The organism is Anaerosolibacter carboniphilus (assembly GCF_014205875.1).
In the GTDB taxonomy this organism is placed as follows: domain Bacteria; phylum Bacillota; class Clostridia; order Peptostreptococcales; family Thermotaleaceae; genus Anaerosolibacter; species Anaerosolibacter carboniphilus.
Map to the genome: position 1 here is coordinate 69,335 of NZ_JACHEN010000025.1, position 18,644 is coordinate 87,978.

16 protein-coding genes and 1 riboswitch are annotated in these 18,644 nt (G+C 41.4%); of the genes, 1 reads left to right on the top strand and 15 read right to left on the bottom strand.

All coding sequences use genetic code 11. The features are described from left to right. Positions 1 to 5 precede the first annotated feature (5 nt). The 10 genes from HNQ80_RS18160 to HNQ80_RS18200 all read right to left on the bottom strand — a co-directional run bounded on the left by HNQ80_RS18160 (position 6) and on the right by HNQ80_RS18200 (position 7,454). Positions 6 to 716: an ABC transporter ATP-binding protein gene (locus HNQ80_RS18160; RefSeq protein ID WP_184312098.1), complete on the bottom strand. Its 711-nt coding sequence runs from the start codon at positions 714 to 716 to the stop codon at positions 6 to 8. After that, positions 703 to 1,968, bottom strand: a complete 1,266-nt coding sequence (locus HNQ80_RS18165) for an efflux RND transporter periplasmic adaptor subunit (protein ID WP_184312099.1) — start codon at positions 1,966 to 1,968, stop codon at positions 703 to 705. The genes HNQ80_RS18160 and HNQ80_RS18165 overlap by 14 nt, the downstream gene beginning before the upstream one ends. A 487-nt stretch (positions 1,969 to 2,455) precedes the next feature. Beyond that, the gene (gene rimI / locus HNQ80_RS18170) at positions 2,456 to 2,902 is read right to left on the bottom strand and encodes a ribosomal protein S18-alanine N-acetyltransferase (RefSeq protein ID WP_184312100.1); all 447 of its coding nucleotides are present in this window, start codon (positions 2,900 to 2,902) and stop codon (positions 2,456 to 2,458) included. Then, a complete protein-coding gene (gene tsaB, locus HNQ80_RS18175) occupies positions 2,883 to 3,641 on the bottom strand; it encodes a tRNA (adenosine(37)-N6)-threonylcarbamoyltransferase complex dimerization subunit type 1 TsaB (protein ID WP_243183385.1) in 759 nt (252 codons plus the stop codon). The genes rimI and tsaB overlap by 20 nt, the downstream gene beginning before the upstream one ends. Further along, entirely contained in the window at positions 3,611 to 4,072 is a 462-nt protein-coding gene (gene tsaE / locus HNQ80_RS18180) for a tRNA (adenosine(37)-N6)-threonylcarbamoyltransferase complex ATPase subunit type 1 TsaE (RefSeq protein WP_184312102.1), read from the bottom strand. Before tsaE ends, tsaB begins: the two co-directional genes overlap by 31 nt. A 272-nt stretch (positions 4,073 to 4,344) precedes the next feature. Next, entirely contained in the window at positions 4,345 to 4,497 is a 153-nt protein-coding gene (locus HNQ80_RS25700; RefSeq protein WP_207727081.1) for a hypothetical protein, read from the bottom strand. Continuing rightward, entirely contained in the window at positions 4,472 to 4,654 is a 183-nt protein-coding gene (locus HNQ80_RS18185; protein ID WP_184312103.1) for an aspartyl-phosphate phosphatase Spo0E family protein, read from the bottom strand. Before HNQ80_RS18185 ends, HNQ80_RS25700 begins: the two co-directional genes overlap by 26 nt. A 142-nt stretch (positions 4,655 to 4,796) precedes the next feature. Further along, positions 4,797 to 5,408, bottom strand: coding sequence for an ECF transporter S component (locus HNQ80_RS18190; RefSeq protein WP_243183386.1), 612 nt, complete (start codon positions 5,406 to 5,408; stop codon positions 4,797 to 4,799). 97 nt (positions 5,409 to 5,505) lie between these two features. Beyond that, a riboswitch (FMN riboswitch) is annotated at positions 5,506 to 5,623 on the bottom strand. 67 nt (positions 5,624 to 5,690) lie between these two features. Beyond that, the gene (locus HNQ80_RS18195) at positions 5,691 to 6,161 is read right to left on the bottom strand and encodes a hypothetical protein (protein WP_184312104.1); all 471 of its coding nucleotides are present in this window, start codon (positions 6,159 to 6,161) and stop codon (positions 5,691 to 5,693) included. A 132-nt stretch (positions 6,162 to 6,293) separates the two neighbouring features. After that, positions 6,294 to 7,454, bottom strand: coding sequence for an amidohydrolase (locus HNQ80_RS18200; RefSeq protein WP_184312105.1), 1,161 nt, complete (start codon positions 7,452 to 7,454; stop codon positions 6,294 to 6,296). Positions 7,455 to 7,872: 418 nt separating this feature from the next. Here HNQ80_RS18200 and HNQ80_RS18205 point away from each other — a divergent pair, with 418 nt between their 5' ends. Further along, positions 7,873 to 8,535 carry an Mpv17/PMP22 family protein gene (locus tag HNQ80_RS18205; RefSeq protein ID WP_184312106.1) on the top strand — a complete coding sequence of 221 codons (663 nt, stop codon included), beginning with the start codon at positions 7,873 to 7,875 and terminating at the stop codon, positions 8,533 to 8,535. Positions 8,536 to 8,910: 375 nt separating this feature from the next. Here the strand turns inward: HNQ80_RS18205 and ppaX are convergent, their stop codons facing one another. From ppaX to secA, 5 genes are all read right to left on the bottom strand, one after another. Next, a complete protein-coding gene (ppaX, locus tag HNQ80_RS18210) occupies positions 8,911 to 9,561 on the bottom strand; it encodes a pyrophosphatase PpaX (RefSeq protein ID WP_184312107.1) in 651 nt (216 codons plus the stop codon). Between the two features lie 19 nt (positions 9,562 to 9,580). Further along, entirely contained in the window at positions 9,581 to 11,767 is a 2,187-nt protein-coding gene (locus tag HNQ80_RS18215) for a Tex family protein (RefSeq protein ID WP_330602941.1), read from the bottom strand. Positions 11,768 to 11,883: 116 nt separating this feature from the next. Continuing rightward, on the bottom strand, positions 11,884 to 14,268 hold the full coding sequence (locus HNQ80_RS18220; protein WP_184312109.1) for a methyl-accepting chemotaxis protein: 2,385 nt from the start codon (positions 14,266 to 14,268) through the stop codon (positions 11,884 to 11,886). Positions 14,269 to 14,440: 172 nt separating this feature from the next. Further along, positions 14,441 to 15,548, bottom strand: a protein-coding gene (gene prfB / locus HNQ80_RS18225; RefSeq protein ID WP_184312110.1) for a peptide chain release factor 2 whose coding sequence is annotated in 2 segments (ribosomal slippage) — positions 14,441 to 15,472 and positions 15,474 to 15,548 — 1,107 coding nt in all. Because the reading frame shifts where the segments join, the coding sequence is not laid out codon by codon here. Positions 15,549 to 15,649: 101 nt separating this feature from the next. Then, positions 15,650 to 18,325, bottom strand: a complete 2,676-nt coding sequence (gene secA, locus HNQ80_RS18230; RefSeq protein ID WP_207727082.1) for a preprotein translocase subunit SecA — start codon at positions 18,323 to 18,325, stop codon at positions 15,650 to 15,652. Positions 18,326 to 18,644 lie beyond the last annotated feature (319 nt).

Consider the following 18,644-nt stretch of genomic DNA (forward strand, 5'->3'; position numbering starts at 1 on the left):
ATTGGCTAAACTCTTGTATTCAACGAAATTATAGTTCTCTGCTCCACCAAGCGATCCTCTACAATCTCTCCATCCCTGAAAGATACAATCCTTTTTCCATAGGCAGCAATATCTGCTTCGTGAGTAACCAATATCACTGTAGATCCTTCTTCATTGAGTTCCTGAAAAATTCCCATAATCTCGTTTCCTGACTTTGTATCCAAGTTACCTGTAGGCTCATCAGCCAGTATGATTGCTGGATCGTTCACTAAAGATCTGGCGATGGCCACCCGCTGGCGCTGACCACCGGAAAGCTCATTGGATTTATGGTGCATGCGATCTCCCAATCCAACCCGTTCTAACGCGGCTATAGCCCGCTCTGCCCTTATCTTTGGAGAAATGCCTGCATACATCATAGGCAATTCCACATTTTTTAGGGCAGACATCCGGGGCAGGAGGTTAAAGGATTGAAATACAAAACCAATTTTTTTATTTCGGATGGCAGCCAATTGTACATCATTCAATTCTTCAATTTTCTCTCCATCCAAGCGATACTTTCCACCAGAGGGTCGATCTAGACATCCAAGGATATTCATAAAAGTAGATTTTCCAGAACCCGAAGGCCCCATGATCGCCACAAACTCTCCTTTATCAATGTCAAGGTTGATCTTCTTCAATGCTTCCACCTGAATACTTCCCGTATCATAGACTTTGATAAGATTATCAATTTTTATCATTTTTCATCACCTTGTTTTCTTTCACCGGATCCCCATCCTTTAGTTGTTCCGTTGGGTTCATAATCACCAAATCCTTCTCGTGAAGGTCGTTGGCAATTACCTCTACTGCCAATTCACTCTCGATGCCCGTTTTGACTAGATGTTCCTTTGCCTTACCCTTTTCTATAGTGAAAACCACCTTTTCCCCATTCTTCTTTGTGTAGATTGCTTCATAAGGAATCACCAGGGCACCTTTCTTACGCTCTGTAAGGATATCAGTAGTCGCTGAAAAACCTGGCTTCAATTCCGTATTCTTATCAATGACTTCAATCTTCACCTTTACTACCGTTTCCTTTCCTTGTCCTGTCTCATTGGAAAAAGCCGTAGCATCTATGTATTTTACAGTTCCTTTATACTCTTTTCCTTCAAAGGCATCGCCTGTGATCTTAACCTGCTGTCCAAGGGCTACCTTATGAATGTCATATTCACTAATATTTGTAACAATTTCTAAACTGTTGGTGTTCACAACCTTCATGATTGCCACATCAGCTGCTGCTAGACTGCCTTCTACCCCATCTACATTGGTCACAGTTCCAGATATGGGACTTTTCACAATATACTTTTCTAACTCTGTTCCTATCTTTTCCATGGCCAATTCCGATAGTCTTACTTGTTTTTCTTGGGCCGTTACCTCGGAACCTGTTTTAAGATTTTCTAGATTTTTCTTAGCCAATAAATAATTGTTATAGTTTTGATCTAGGTTGCTTTTTGCTGTGTCTAACTCACTTTTGCTTACTGCGCCTGACTCATAAAGCTTTTTATTGTTCTCATAGGCTGTTTGGGCGTCACGATATTGGATTTCTGCATTGCTTAAAGCGATCTCCATCTCCGTGTAATTCTCCTTGCTCAGCTGTTGAAGGTTATCCTTCTCCATAGCCAGTTTGATCTCGGCCTCTTTCATTTGGTAATCTAAGTCACCTGATGCCAGTTTGACGAGTTCTTGTCCAGCTTCCACCTGGTCTCCTTCCTTCACAAGAATCCGCTCTATCTTAGCCGACACGTCCGGCAGGACCTCCCTTTTTTCCATAGAAACTACTTCTCCACTGGTAAGAATATGAGCTTCTATATCCTGCTTCTCTATGGTTGCTGTTTTCACCAGTGTCCCCACATCCTGCTTTTGCTGACTTGCCTTTACGGCTGCTGCCCCCACAAATAATACAACAATCAGGGCTACACCAATCATGATGAACATTTTTTTCCTCGACTTTGCCATTTCTGCGACCCCTTTCCTCACATATTTATACGATGGCATGATGATATTGGCCTCAAAAATATCATACGTCTTTTTTACTCAAAAGTCTGCGTTTATTTGGAAAAATATTCCCAATTTTGAACTACAAGCTCTTATCAAAGCTCTCCAATGATGTTTTATAATGCTATTCATCAAAATTTGTAGGATGTTAAGACATACGATCGAGGATTGTAGGGGCGATTCACGAATCGCCCGTTGACCAAAGATACCGCCTACTTGTCATCCTGAACGTCGTGAAGGATCTGCATTTAGCTATATAAGATGCTTCGCTGCGCTCAGCATGACGATAACCGTGGCATTACCTATGCTAGATATCGGGCGATTCGTGAATCGCCCCTACCTTTTGTAAACCTCAATCTGGATACTTTATTACACATTTCCTTAAACATGCAACAAAGGGAACTCTAAATTGAGTTCCCTTAAAAATGGCATACTATTAATAACTGTCTTACGTTTGTCTCCACATAATGACAGCATCCTCATTATTGTCTGCATAATATTTGGGGCGAGTCCCGCAGGATTCAAATCCGAACTTCCGATAGAGATTCTGGGCCACATGATTGGATGCCCTAACCTCCAGCGTCATTTGATAAATATCGTGGGCATCAGCACGCTCCACCATGGCCTCTACGATTAAATTGCCATAGCCTTTTCCCCTATATTGAGGATGAACGGCGATATTGGTTACATGGGCTTCGTCTACAATAAACCACATTCCGCCATAGCCAGCTATTCTTCCATCCACTTCGGCTACAACATAATGGGCAAACTTGTTTTTTGTTATTTCCATTTCAAAGGCCTCCGGTGACCAGGGAACTGTAAAGCATAGGTTTTCAATCTCTAAAACTTGTGGTATATCCTCCACGGTCATGCTTCTAATCTTTACCGCATCCATCCTGATCACACCTTTTCATTTTCTCTTCATACTGTCGTTCTGCCTCGGATTTCCTGAGATAATTAGGGGTTAATGCATAAAAGCTCTCTATTTTCCCTTCCGCCGCCTTCTGTAAAGCCAATTGTGCTATGGAAGAAGCCCTTGGCATTTTCACCGTGTTGGGTGAAAATACAACCCTGTTTCCTAAGCTTTTCGTCAACACCTCGGCGTTCTTCTCCATGCCATCCCCCATAAAGATGACCCTTTCTGGCCTTACCGACAATTTTTCTATAAGTTCATCAAGGGTTATGGCCATAGGTCCATCAATGCTAAGGAAGTCACCTTCCTCCCACTTATAAATAGCAGTATACACTTGATTTCTTCTGGCATCCAATAGGGGGCAAATCAAACCTTCGCAAAATGGCAGATTAAATGCCAACGCATCCAAAGTGGATATCCCTGCCACAGGAATATTCATAGCGTGGGCTAACCCCTTGGCGGTGGCGACCCCGATTCTCAGCCCTGTGAAGGAACCAGGGCCCTCGGCCACAGCAATCAAGTCGATATCCTCCATGGTTAACTCACAGCTTTTCAGCAAATCATCAACCATGGGCATCAGCTTTTGAGAATGAGTTCTTTCATGGTTAATGATGTGCTCTCCGATGAGCTTCTCATCATCCATTACCGCCACTGAAGCAACAATGGATGATGTATCTAATGCCAGTACCTTCATATCTGCTTCAACTCCTCGATAATCCATTTGAAATGTTCTGTTGTACCCTTTATTTCAATCTCCCTGTTCTGATCCCCATCTCCCTTGGTGATATGTATCCATAGATGTTCTATTGGAATCAATTCTTCTATGAGAGACGCCCATTCAATCAAGCAAACGCCATCTCCATAAAAATACTCTTCATAACCAAGTTCGTCCATCTCTTCGATTTTTCTAATCCTGTATACATCGAAGTGATACAAGGGTAATCTACCCATATACTCATGGATCAATGTAAAAGTTGGACTGGTAACATCCTCTTCTACGCCCAATCCCTTGGCTATGGCTTTTGATAAAGTCGTTTTTCCAGCACCCAGATCCCCTGTCAAACAAACCACATCTCCCTTTGACAACAGACCTCCTAATTTATATCCCAATTGGAAAGTATATTCCTCTCCAAGACTAACAATCTTAACCACATCTACACCTCAATTCGTTGATTATGCTATTTAAATCATATGTATATCTATTTTCACTATTGCTCTAACTTCTATTCTATCCAAAATCATATCATAATTATATATTTTATGGAAATATGATGCAATGGAAAAAACACTCCACAGAGGGAGTGCTTCTATCTTCTTGCTCTGCTCGTTAGAATTGTCACTATGGCAGCAGCTACATAGACACCCAATAGGAATAGGATTGCTGAAGCTATGAAATGCAATGCATCACCTTCTTCAAATCAACGCTACACTACATTATCATTATATCCTTTTCCTTTCATTATGTGCATCCTTCGTACTTTTCCTTTCATTCCACATACACAGTAGTATCCATCCATTGCTCCATAAAAAAAAAGCTGCTTCTTTGCAGCATCATTGTCCTTCTGTTTCTGATTCATTCTTCATATAGTATTGAATAATCAGTTGATCCAATCTTTGACTTAATATTACGACCTCTTCATCTGTGACCATACCTTTATGGATCATTAAATCCTCTAATTGACCTCGAACCTCGTCTATCTCCATACATAGCCTTTCCTGGTTGCCATTGGTCATAATATTCACCTCCATATATGTAATATATACCTTGGCACCTCATTTTATAAACAGTTTTTGCCGTAAAATATTTATAATTTTTAGACAATTTTTATTGTAATTCAATAAAAAAGGCCTAACATCATGTTAGACCTGTTTTTTGTTATTTTAAAATTGGTGATAGCTTTTTATAAAATAGTCCTGTAATGATGGATACTACCGTGCCTTTTAGTATGTTAAATGGTACAAAAGCATATAGAATCAATGTTTTCATATCCACGATGGCACCATTAGCTGCTGCACTCATGGCAATAATCTTATCCATCGGCATAAATTTGGTGTAGAAAGGAAGCGTAATATAATAGTTAGCAATCACACCCATAATTACCATGGAGAGGATCCCTACAACCATTCCTAACACTGCTCCATGTTTTGTTTTGTTCTTTAGATAAATAATGGACGCAGGAACTACAAACGCTGAACCTACAAGGAAGTTTGCAAGCTCTCCAACCCCGCCTGTAGTGTTCTTCGTAACAAGATGCAGTATATTCTTAACCAATTGTATGGCAATGGCAGCCCCTGGACCCAAGGTAAATCCACCAATTAATGCTGGGATGTCACTCAAATCGATGGTTAGAAATGATGGAAAGAAAAATAGCGGAATCTCCACTAACATGATAATATAGGCCAATACGGAAAGTATCGATACCTTTGTAAGTGTCTTCGCAGACGTTTTTTGCGTCATTTGACCGGTTAATGTTATTTTGTTTGACATGATCGTTCCTCCTAATTTCAATAATGGATTGATGGAGAAATAATAAACACCTGAAGAACATATCCTCAGGTGTTAAATCACTACAAAACATAGCAATTATTATCTTCTTCCATCCAGACTTTACTGTCGGTACTGGAATTACACCAGTTCTGCAGCTTTCGCTGCTCGCGGACTTTACCGCCGGTCGGGAATTTCACCCTGCCCTGAAGACCTTCATTCATTCAGTTGTTTGCTTTATTTCTTCACAACTATTATATAGCAGCATCCAGTTTCTTTCAATACCTATTTTACGATTTTACTCAAAAATGTGAATTCTTGCTGTAAAGAGATGTTCTTCTTCCTACATAAGTATCCAATGACAGCTAAAATACTGTTGTGAGGAATAAAGAACAATAATCTTAACCATTCATCGGACATGATATAGGCAATATTCAAATCGAAAAAGATATATATACATCCCTCTGTGATAATCACGACAGCATAGGAAATCAACGCAGCAATCAATGCTGTAGGAAGATTTACCCCAATCAAGATACACATATAGGTTACAATCGTTATAAATTGTGCCACAGTATGTACGCCGAAATCCATATATCTCCGAATAAAATATGCCGTTAGACCTTGCAATATCCCTGCCAAAATGATTTTTTTCCACGATGTTCTTACCCCTAGAAGGGATAATCCTGCCCAAAGAATCAGGATTGCCTCCGGTATTGCCCCCAATAATAAAACCTTTACCGGTAAAATATCCATATTCCTATATCTCCTTTATATGTTAGTGGTTAGACATTAGTGGTCAGTGGCAAAAAACTAATCCTACATCATTTACTATTCACATGGTCTTGCCCTAATCCGCTTTCTTGTTTTTTTATAAACTACTAACGACTAACCCCTCTTATAAACCACTTTCCCATCGATCACTGTATAATCGACCTTGGATTGCAATGCAAATGGATGTCCATCCCAGATCACAAGGTCCGCATCCTTTCCTTCTCGAATGCTGCCTATCCTATGATCAATACCCAGAATCTCCGCAGCGTTGATGGTAATTGCTTTCAATGCTTCTTCCTCATCCATACCAGCCTTTACAGCCAAAGCTGCACACATGGGCAGGTATTGGAGAGGAATCACAGGATGATCTGTCATAATGGCAATCTTCACCCCTGCCCTACTTAAAACGCCTGCTGTTTCAAAGGTTAAATTCTTCAACTCATATTTTGAACGCTCACCAAAGCTTGGCCCTACTACGGCATACAAGCCTTCCTCTTTGATATGTTCTACAATGAGATGCCCTTCTGTACAATGCTCTAAAGTAACCTTCACATCAAATTCCTTTGCAATACGTATCGCTGTAAAAATATCATCGGCACGATGGGCATGAGCCTTTAGAGGAATCTCTCCCCTTAGCACTGGCTGAAGCGCCTCCATTTTCATATCGAAGCTCGGTTTTTTAGATGGATCCTCCAAGGAAGCCTTCAATTTTGCCCCATATTCCTTGGCCTTAAACAGTGTATCTCTCAAAATGGCTGCTGTTGCCATTCTTGTACTGGGTGATTGTTTTTTATCATGATATACTCTTTTGGGATTCTCTCCAAAAGCGCATTTCATGGCAATCGGATCCTTAATAATCATATTATCTATCCTATCTCCATAGGTCTTTATAGCAACAAATTGCCCCCCAATCACATTGGCACTTCCCGGCCCCGTAGCTACGGAAGTGACTCCTCCTTCATAAGCCTCCCGAAAGGTTCTATCCATGGGATTGATGGCATCAATAGCGCGCAAATGGGGTGTTACAGGATCTGTCGCCTCGTTTCCATCTGCACCTTCAAACCCTATGGCATCCTCCCACATCCCTAGATGACAATGGGCATCTATAATCCCCGGAGTGATAATCTTTCCTGCCGCATCAATCACCTCAGCATCTAAAGGTACCACCATATCTTCTCCAATTTCTTTGATTTTTCCATCCTCAATTAAAATACTTGCCTTGTCATAAACCCTTCCCTCCATGGTCAGGATCATTCCATCTTTAATCAAAATCATATGCTTTCCTCCTAATCTATTACAGTATAGCTTGCTTATATTCCATGGAAAGAACTCCATCTACAAGCTACACAGAAACTACTAATAATTGTAAAACCATACTGTTACTTTTTCTACACTGATTCAATAAATCCTTCAAAGAATCTTGTTTGGAAAAATAATGCATTAGCTGTCAGTCGCCAGTCACCGGCTTCCAGCTATAAAGTAAGCCTTTGTAGCGGGGACTTCAGTCCCCAAAAGGACTTTTAATGAATTTAAACCAGTTTTTTACAACTGGCAGCTGGTGACTGACGACAATAAAAAAACTATTTTTACATCTATCAAAATGTATTATAATATAACTAGACTTATTAAAAATTTTTAAACGTTACAAAATAATAAGCTATTTAATAGCAATGGATCTGAAAGGAGTTTTTCAATGAAAAAGGGAGATTTTTTGTGGTTATTATCCTTACTTGCGGTATCCGCTATCTTACTTAGTCCCGCAACCCATGGTGCTTTCATTGCCATGACAAAGGCCCATCCCTATCTTATGGGATTTATCAAAGTAGCGATCCTTGCTACCATGGGTGAGCTGCTTGCCATTCGCATTGTGGTGGGGAAATGGGTTCAACCCGTAGGGCTTTTTTGGCGCATGGTGATTTGGGGCTTCTTTGGTATGGCCTTTGCCGTAGCATTTCCTATCTTTGATGCCGGCGTCCGCGGCGCCATCGGTGCAGGATTGATCTCTGATTTCGGTGGTAGTAAACTTGCAACTGCTTTTTTCATCAGTACATTTATGAATCTCATTTTTGCACCAACTTTTATGGGATTACATCGTATCACAGACACCTATATCGAACTATGTAATGGCAAGGCTGCCAACTTAAACAAGGTTTCTATTCATCAAGTAGTTGAACATATCGATTGGAAAATCCTTGTTTCCTTTGTATATTTAAAGACCATTCCACTTTTCTGGATTCCTGCTCACACCATTACATTCCTGCTTCCACCAGAGTATAGGGTATTGATGTCAGCATTCTTGTCCATCGCCCTTGGCGGTATCCTTTCCTTTGTTAAGAAAAAGGGACAGAAGGCATAAGAGCAGTTGAAAGTTGTAAGTTAAAAACAAAAGAAAAACATACGTGAGCGGGGCCGAAGCCCTGCTTTCTCTATGTCTAGTCTCTATCCATCCATCATTATATTTCTGGACAAAACGGTCGGACAGGGTCGTCCGACCCTACGAAAAATTTAGTCTAGTATGCTTGGTAGGGGCGATTCATGAATCGCCCTTTAACCGCAGCAACCACCTACCTGTCATCCTGAGTAGACCATTGGGCGTCTGCAATGGTCATTGACAACGAAACGGACGTACAATGCACGCTCCTACGATTTTTCGATCTTAATCTGGGCACTTTATTATGCATCCTTTATCTGATGCATTAAGAGCCTGCATGAAAAAATGCAGACTCTTGTGTTATTTCCTATTCAATTCCTCAATAATCTCTACCAATTCCTCCATGCTGTCAATCACATAATCCGGTTTGTGGACCATATAGATCTCTGGCGGCAGAGCACTCCAGCTTACGACCGCAGAAATGATGCCTGCATTTTGGGCACATTGGATATCAAAGGGGCTATCCCCGATCATGATAGCTTCTTCCGGCGTTCCACCCATGGCCTCAAGTGCCATTCGTGCTGGAGTAGGATCTGGTTTGTGGCGATCCGTATCATCGGCACCGATCATACATTCAAAATATGACTCTAGATGGAAGTGCTTTAGCCCCCTCAATGCCGATTCATTGAGCCTGGAAGTTACCACAGCCAATTTATAGCCCTGTTCATATAGGCTTTTTACAACTTCCTTTACCCCCGTATGGATGGTAATCAGACGATCAAAATTCTCAATCTGATAACGCCTGTAAGTTTCAATAGCTTCCTCCACGCAATCCTTGCATTCCCGCTCTAACGTTATTCTCAAAATCTCGCCGAAGGATTCCAGTATATATTCCCTGGTAACCTCTTTATTTAAATGCTGCCGATATGTATGCTGAAAGGACTCAATAATTAGATTATTGGTATCTAACAAAGTTCCATCCAAATCGAATAATATGTATTTTATAGTCATAATTATCTCCTTTCCGCTGTTATTCTTCTATCCCCTTCATACTCAAGGATACCTTGCCTCGCTCTAAATCTACCTTTAGAACACGCACCTTCACCACGTCCCCTACTGATACTACCTCCATAGGGTTTTTCACGTATTTGTCACTTAATTCCGAAATGTGTACCAATCCATCATTCTTCACACCTATATCCACAAAAGCACCAAAATCAATAACATTTCGCACCGTACCCGTCAAAACCATGTCGGCTTTTAAATCCTCCAGCTTTAATACATCATTTCTCAGGATAGGCTTTGGCATTTCATCCCTTGGATCCCTACCTGGTTTTTGGATCTCTTTCAAGATATCCCTTAAGGTTGGAATACCCATTTCCAGTTCACCAGCTAAGGTTCCCAAGTCTACCTCTCCCAATTTATCCTGAAGGTCATTCAATTTTCTATTTTTCATATCCACCAATGTATAGCCTAGTTTATCCAAAAGCTTTTCCGCTGCTTCATAGGACTCAGGATGTACCGCCGTATTATCTAAAACATGCTTGCCTTCTGGAATTCTTAAGAAGCCTGCACATTGCTCAAAGGCAGCAGGACCTAGTCTTGGAACCTTCAGCAATTCTTTTCTATTTGTAAATTTGCCATTATCTTCCCTATATTTTACAATATTGGTGGCAACGGCCTTACTAATGCCCGCAATATATTGAAGCAAGGAAGGGGAAGCCGTATTTAAATCCACTCCAACACTGTTTACCGCATCCTCTACCACGCCTTTTAGGGTTTCGCTTAGACGAGATTGATTTACATCATGCTGATACTGACCTACGCCGATGCTCTTCGGATCAATCTTCACCAATTCCGCCAGTGGATCCTGGAGCCTTCTTCCAATGGAAATGGCACCCCTTAAGGATACATTGATATCTGGATATTCCTCAGCAGCCAACTTAGAAGCCGAATATACCGAAGCACCAGCCTCATTGACGATCAAATAATAGATTGGCATCTTTATAGATTTTAACATCTCGGCCACAAACATTTCAGACTCCCTGGAAGCAGTTCCATTTCCTATGGCGATGACATTGACTCCATGCTTTTCAATCAAAGCCAGCAATTCTTTTTTTGCCTTCACCTCATCGCTTTGGGGGGCTGTAGGATAAACCGTCGTTGTATCCAAAAGCTTGCCCGTTTCATCTACTACAGCAATCTTGCATCCCGTACGATATGCCGGGTCAAAACCCATGACCACCATGTTCTTCACTGGTGGTTGGAGAAGTAGGTTTTTTAGATTGGTACCAAATACCTTGATGGCCTTTTCTTCAGCCCGTTCTGTCAAGTCATTTCGGATCTCTCGCTCTATGGATGGGGCAATCAACCTCTTGTATCCATCTTCGGCCGCAAGGGCAACATGGTCTGCGCTAATGCTCCGCTTGGCTTTCACAGTTTCTTTTTTCAAGAAATATAAAATATCCTCCTCCGGAGCATGGATCTTTACCTTCAAAAACTTCTCTTTCTCTCCTCTATTGATGGCCAATATCCGATGATCCGGGATCTTTTTGACAGGCTCCTTATAATCGTAATACATCTCATATACAGACTGAGCTTCTTGATCTGCAGCATTGGAAATCATGGTGCCTTTCTCAAAGGTTAAGTTTCTGATTTTCTTGCGATATTCCGCATCGTCGGCAATCATCTCAGCAATGATATCCAGGGCTCCTTGGATAGCCTCTTCTACGGTATGTACCTCTTTTTCTTCGCTGATATAACGCTTTGCGATCTCTTCCATAAATCCATCGTATAGGTTTTGCTCCCACATGATCTGGGCTAGGGGATCCAGTCCCTTCTCTTTGGCGATGGTTGCCCTCGTTCTACGTTTTGGTCTGTAGGGGCGATATAGATCTTCCACTTCTGTCAAAGTTACTGCCTTCTCGATCTTTCCTTGCAGCTCATCGGTTAGCTTATCCTGCTCACCTATGAGGCGAATTACTTCTTCTTTTCTTGTCTGCAGGTTTCTTAGATACGTTAAACGGTCGAACAAATCCCTCAACACCGTATCGCTTAATTCTCCCGTCTGCTCCTTACGATATCTTGCAATGAAAGGAATCGTATTTCCTGCATCAATCAACTCTATGGTATTCCTAATCTGATGTTCCTTCAATCGAAACTCGGATATCAACTGCTTTAATATCAAATCCACTAAAATCACTCCTTTATTAGTCACCAGTTGCCAGTCTCCAACTACCAGCCATTAATCTATCCCTAATTATATAGTTGTATCCCCATGGAATCAAGGGATAAATATGTTCATTAAAATAGCCGGAAGTCTCCGGCTATTTTCTATACTTCTTTCTCCTCATCCTCTGTATCCGTGATTTCTTCTTCCATATCCAGGGTAGCAGCGGCTTCATCCTCTTCCATTTCTATAAAAGATATCATCTGCTCCTCTTCCTCAACATTTTCTTCTTTCGCTATTTTTTCTTCAATGATTTCTTCTTCAGCAATTCCTTCTTCGATGAGTTCTTCTTCCAAAACTTCTCTTTCCTCTCCATGTTCTGCTTCATCAGTCCAGATATTCTCATCTTCTACAATCACTATGGAAGACTCTGTTTCTTCCTCTACGGTATCCTCTTGTACCTGGGAATCTTCATACTGTATTCTTATATCCCGCCGCTCCTCAATATCAAATCGTTGAATAAAAGTATCCAAATGATGTGCCATCTCACCAAGCCCTTTGATGGCCTCAGTAATCTGACGAATGGCCTGATCTTGCTCCTCCGTGCTGGCAAGAACCTCTTGAGAGCTGGCAGCAGTAGATTGGGATACATGGTTCACTTCAAGAATAGATTGCTCTACTAGGTCCATACCCGCTGTAAGCTCCTGGATGGCCCCTGTAAAGCTTTCTACCTCATGGGCCACTTTTTGAGTTTCTTGAATAATATCATGGAAGGATTGAGTTGTTCCACGAACCACCTTGGTTCCATTCCTTGCACCCTCCAAGCTGGATTCCATGGCTTTTACAGCTCGGTCTGTCTCTTTTTCGATTTTCTTAATCAATTCCACAATGCTGATGGTTGCCTTCGCTGACTGCTCCGCCAGTTTTCTAACCTCGTCAGCCACTACAGAGAAGCCTCTACCATGCTCTCCCGCCCTGGCCGCTTCAATGGCTGCATTGAGTGCTAATAAATTGGTTTGATCGGAGATTTGCTTAATCAACTGGACGATGTCCCCAATTTGGTAAGTGTGGACGCTAAGTTCTTTTATTAACGTTGCCGATTGCCCCACAGTTTCATCAATAGACTTCATCGTCTTCACAATTTCCTCAATATCCTGGGCGCCATTCCTTGCTAATTCTGAGGCATAGGTGGATGACTTCAATATTTCTGTTGCATTATCTGATACACTACGAACCCCTTCAATCATTTGGTTAACAACCTCAGTGCTGGTTTCAACGCTATGCATCTGCTTCTCCGTGCCCCCTGCAACGTCATTGATGGCAGCTGTAATCTCCGAAGCCGCTTCTGCCATAAGCTGGGCATTGCTTTCCAGCTCCTTTGTTGAACGATTGATCTGCAAGGAAGCATGGCTTACATCCTGAATAAGCTCTGATAGCGAATCTACCATGTCGTTAAAAGCTTGCTGAAGCAAGCCCACCTCATTCTTGGCATTCACCTGAATACGCTCTGTGAGCTTTCCTTCCTTGATTTTATTAACCACCTTCAACATGTCAGTAATAGGCTTGGTAAATGCCCTAGCAAAAAAGCTGCTTCCCAAAATACTTAACAAAATAACAACCAATGAAATTACAATGACTCTAATTAATGCTGCCATGCCTTGAGATATAATTTCACTGTATTGCTGTTCTACCAGTACACCCCACCTGGTGGACGACACTGGTGCATAGCCTCCAACCACTTTTCGTCCTTCATCATCCTGATAGATTTCTACATCACTTTTTCCTTCGATAACACTGGCCACTCCTTTAATCCCCTGTTCTAAGGCATTTTGCTTTGCTAATACCTTCTCTTTAAACTGGGGATGGGCAATGATGTTTCCTTTCTTGTCTACAATATAGCTATAACCTGTCTCACCCATCTTCATATCTTTGGTAAGATAAAAGAGTCGGTCCAATCTTAAGTCAACAGCAATCACACCTGTCTGTCCTGAAACCATGCTTTCTATGGGCATAGATATAATGATAATTGGCATCTTTGAGTCTTCATCAATAAATGTATCTGATATGTAAGTTTTCCCCGCGGCAGACTCCTTGAACCAATCTGTATTCTTATAATTTTTTCCATCATCTCTTCGTGAGTTGGTAGATGCGGCAATATTTCCATCCATGTCAGTAATATATGCAGATTTAAATTGTACGTTTTTGCTGACTACCTTGCCAAGGGAAATATTTTTTTCATATTTGTCCAGATTCTCAAAGTCTATGATGGCAGCCACCGTCTTCATCGCATCAAGAGAACTGGTTATATATAAATCTACCTGTTGGGCAACCACCTTGGCCATTATTTTGTTCGCTTCTTTTTTATTTTCCAGCAAATCTTGGACATCACTACGATAGTTCATGATTCCGATGGAAGTGACTGTCAACGTAATAATCAGAACAATCACTGCAGCAAGCTGCACAACCATTCTCGACGTTGCTTGTGCGCGTATTCCTGTGTTTACAGAAATCGCTTTTTCCTTCTTCATTCCCTTAATCTTCAACTTCATCTTATCCACTCCCCTTTTTGCGGTGCCCTATCCTATACATTACTGACGAAAAAATTATTTTTTATATATATTCTCTACATAATCAATTTTCCCTTTCAAAATTGTCAATTTATTAAATTCTTTGTAATATTGTGTCTATTTTACTAGAAAAATTCATAAAAAAACTCGGCATTTATACCGAGTTTTTGTTTTTTAGATACTCATCAATAAACAAATCAATGTCTCCATCCATGACGCCTTGCACATTGCCGATCTCCGCGTTGGTTCTATGATCTTTTACAAGGTTATAGGGATGGAATACATAGGAGCGAATTTGACTGCCCCACGCGATCTGGTTATAGTCACCTTTTAAATCCTCAATCTTTTCCTTTTGTTCCCGTTCCTTTAATTCTATCAACTTACCCTTCAACATTTTCATGGCCGTATCCCTATTGCTGTGCTGTGAGCGCTCATTTTGGCATTGAACCACGATCCCTGTTGGAAGATGGGTAATACGTATGGCGGATTCCGTTTTATTTACGTGTTGTCCTCCAGCACCGCTGGCACGATAGGTGTCCACCTTCAAATCGCTGGGATTGATTTCAATATCAATGCTTTCATCAATATCTGGCATCACATCCACAGAAGCAAAGGAGGTATGCCTTTTTCCCGACGGATCAAAGGGAGAAATCCTTACAATCCGATGAACGCCCTTTTCGCTCTTCAAATAGCCGTAGGCGTTTTCTCCTTCAATCAACAGGGTGACACTCTTGATTCCAGCCTCTGTATCCGGTAAAATATCCAGCGTTCTCACCCGATATCCCCTTTTCTCCGCCCAACGGGTATACATGCGCAGGAGCATCTCTGCCCAATCCTGTGAATCCAAGCCACCAGCGCCTGCATGGATGGATAAAATGGCATTGCTATGATCATATTCTCCAGACAAAAGGGTTTCAACCTTCATCTTATCGATATCCATCTGGAGTTTCTCCACGCCCTTTTGAATCTCATCTTCAAGAGATGGATCCTCTTCTTCCATGGCCATCTCCACCAATACCAGGAGATCCTCCCAGCTCTGGTATAGTTCAGCAAATCTTCCCTGCCTATCCTTATACCCTTTCAACTGCTGTAGTATTTTTTGAGCCTCTTGAGGATCATCCCAAAAGCTTTGTTCTACAGCCTTTGCCTCTAATTCTTCAATACGATTTTCTAATGTAGTAATGTCAAAGAGAAACCCTCAAATCTTTTAAAGGCTCCTCCAGCAGATTCAATTCATACTTTATTTGCTCCAACTGGATCACTTTCTCACATCCTTATTTCGTTAGTTGTAAGTCGTTAGTGGTCAAATATATATCTACCAAGTGGTTTTTGCCACTATCTACTAACCTCTATCCACTAACCCTTACTGTCCGCAGCACTTCTTATATTTCTTTCCACTACCGCATGGGCATGGGTCGTTTCTGCCTATGGTGTCCTCTTTTACCACTGGCTTGTTTTCAACCTCTGCATCGCCGCCGCCGCTGGTTCCTGTTACCTGCACTACCTGCTTACGCTGAGCATCGGTTTGCACCGTCACATTGAAGATATATCTCAAGGTATCCTCTTGAATGTTCTTGATCATTTCCTCAAACATATCAAAGCCCTCTGTCTGATATGCTCTCACAGGGTCTTCCTGTCCATAGGCTCTCAATCCGATTCCTTGTCTTAATTGATCCATGGCATCGATATGATCCATCCATTTCGTATCAACCACTTGAAGAAGCATCACTCGCTCCAGCTCTCTCATGCGGTCCTCACCGATTTCTTCTTCTTTGGTACGGTAGATGTTTTCAGCGATTTCCATAATTCTTTCTTTTAGAGCTTCCTGAGTTAAGTCCTCTACCTTTTCAAAGTGTAAGCTGTCCTTTGGCAAGAAGACATTATGGAGATTATCTTCAATCGCCTTTAGATCCCATTCTTCAGGATACTTTGCATCAGCTGTATATACCTCTACCACACTATCTACCAAGGAGTTCAGCATATCCATGATATGATCCCGAAGATTTTCTCCTTCTAACACTCTTCTTCTTTCTCTATAGATAATCTCTCTTTGCTTGTTCATCACATCATCGTATTGTAGAACGTGCTTCCGTATAGAGAAGTTTCTTCCCTCCACCTTTTTCTGGGCACCTTCGATAGACTTGGATAAAAGACTAGCTTCGATAGGTTCATCATCATCCATACCTAATTTTTCTACCACACCTTTGATGCGATCACTACCAAATAAACGCATCAAATCATCCTCTAAGGAAATAAAGAACTGGGATACCCCAGGATCTCCCTGACGTCCAGCACGACCACGGAGCTGATTGTCGATTCTTCGTGATTCATGACGCTCTGTACCAATGATATACAAGCCGCCAGCTTCTTTTACCTTTCGATGTTCTTCATCCGTTACTTTCTTCATTTGCTCATAGATTTCGTTATATTTCATTCTAGCCTCCAGGATTTCCTCATCCTCTGTAGGCACATGGCTGGTTACCATAGACAGCACATAATCATTATAACCCAATCTTCTAAGCTCTTTCTTCGCCATGAACTCTGGATTTCCACCCAGTACGATATCGGTACCACGACCCGCCATATTGGTGGCGATGGTTACTGCACCCAAATGTCCTGCCTGAGCTACAATTTCAGCTTCCCTTTCATGATGCTTGGCATTTAACACCTCATGGGGTACCCCGTATCTTTTTAACACTTTGCTCAACAACTCAGAGTTTTCGATGGAAATCGTACCTACCAATACAGGCTGTCCCTTCTTATGTCTCTCAATGATTTGATTCACCACGGCCTTAAATTTGCCCTCCATGGTTTTATACACAGAATCGGACTGGTCTTTTCTCTGAATCTCTCTATTGGTTGGAATCACCACAACATCCATATTGTAAATATGCTTAAATTCCTCTTCCTCCGTTTTCGCTGTACCTGTCATACCTGACAGCTTGCGATACATTCTGAAATAATTTTGCAGGGTAATGGTAGCCAATGTCTTAGATTCTCGCTGAACCTCTAAGCCTTCCTTGGCTTCAATGGCTTGATGTAATCCATCGCTGTAACGTCTTCCAAACATCAAACGTCCTGTGAACTCATCTACAATGACGATCTCTCCATCCTTCACTACATAGTCCTTGTCTAATTTCATCAGATTACGGGCTTTTAGCGCCTGATTGATATGGTGAGAAATCTCCATGTTCTCTGGATCGGCAAGATTCTCCAATGCAAAGAAGCTTTCCGCCTTCTGTACTCCATCATCGGTTAAAACAACCGAATGGGCTTTCTCATCCACAGTAAAGTCTACTTCTTTCTTAAGCCCTTTAACAAATTGATCAACGATGGCATACATTTTTGTAGATTTCTCTCCAGCACCTGAAATAATCAGCGGTGTTCTGGCTTCATCCACCAATATGCTGTCCACCTCATCCACGATGGCATAATTTTGCTCGCGCTGCACCATCTCTTCCTTATATAGCACCATGTTATCCCTTAAATAATCAAAACCAAACTCATTATTGGTTCCATAGGTAATATCACTATTGTATGCAGCTCTTCTTTGTTCATTGGTCAAACCATGAACAATACATCCCACTGAAAGTCCTAAAAACTCGTAGATTTTGCTCATCCATTCCTTATCACGCTTTGCCAGGTAGTCATTTACAGTAACAACATGTACTCCTCGTCCTTCCAAAGCATTTAGATACACTGGCGCAGTAGCCACAAGGGTTTTACCTTCCCCTGTCTTCATCTCTGAGATGCGCCCTTGATGCAAAACAATTCCGCCGAGAAGTTGAACACGGAAATGTCTCATTCCCAAGGTTCTCCATGCAGCTTCCCGAACTACAGCAAAAGCCTCTGGCAATATATCATCTAAGGTTTTTCCATTTTTCAGGGCTTCTTTAAATTCAATCGTCTTATGCTTTAATTGCTCATCGCTTAAAGGCTTTATCTTCTCTTCGAAAGCATCTATCTCATCTACGATCTTGAATAAGCGCTTTACTTCACGTTCATTAAAGCTTCCAAAAATTTTATCTAAGAAACTCATTCGTCTCATCCTTTCTATGGCAGTATATAATACTCCAAGTTTCATTGTAACACAACCATTTTTCTGATAAAAGCTATATCCCATATATTTTATGTTACAATTATGTGAAAATATAGATAAAAACAAAGTTGCCTATCGGCAATTTGTTTTCGCTAGGAAACCCTAGGTTTCCTTCGACGGCTGCAAAGCAGCCTGAGCACCTTCCTTAATACGGCAAAGGGGAAAATCCCCTCTGCACACCCCATATCTAGGAAATCGAAGACCATAATTTCCTACGAAAACATATATTGTATTTTACCGGGCTTAGACAATAACAATC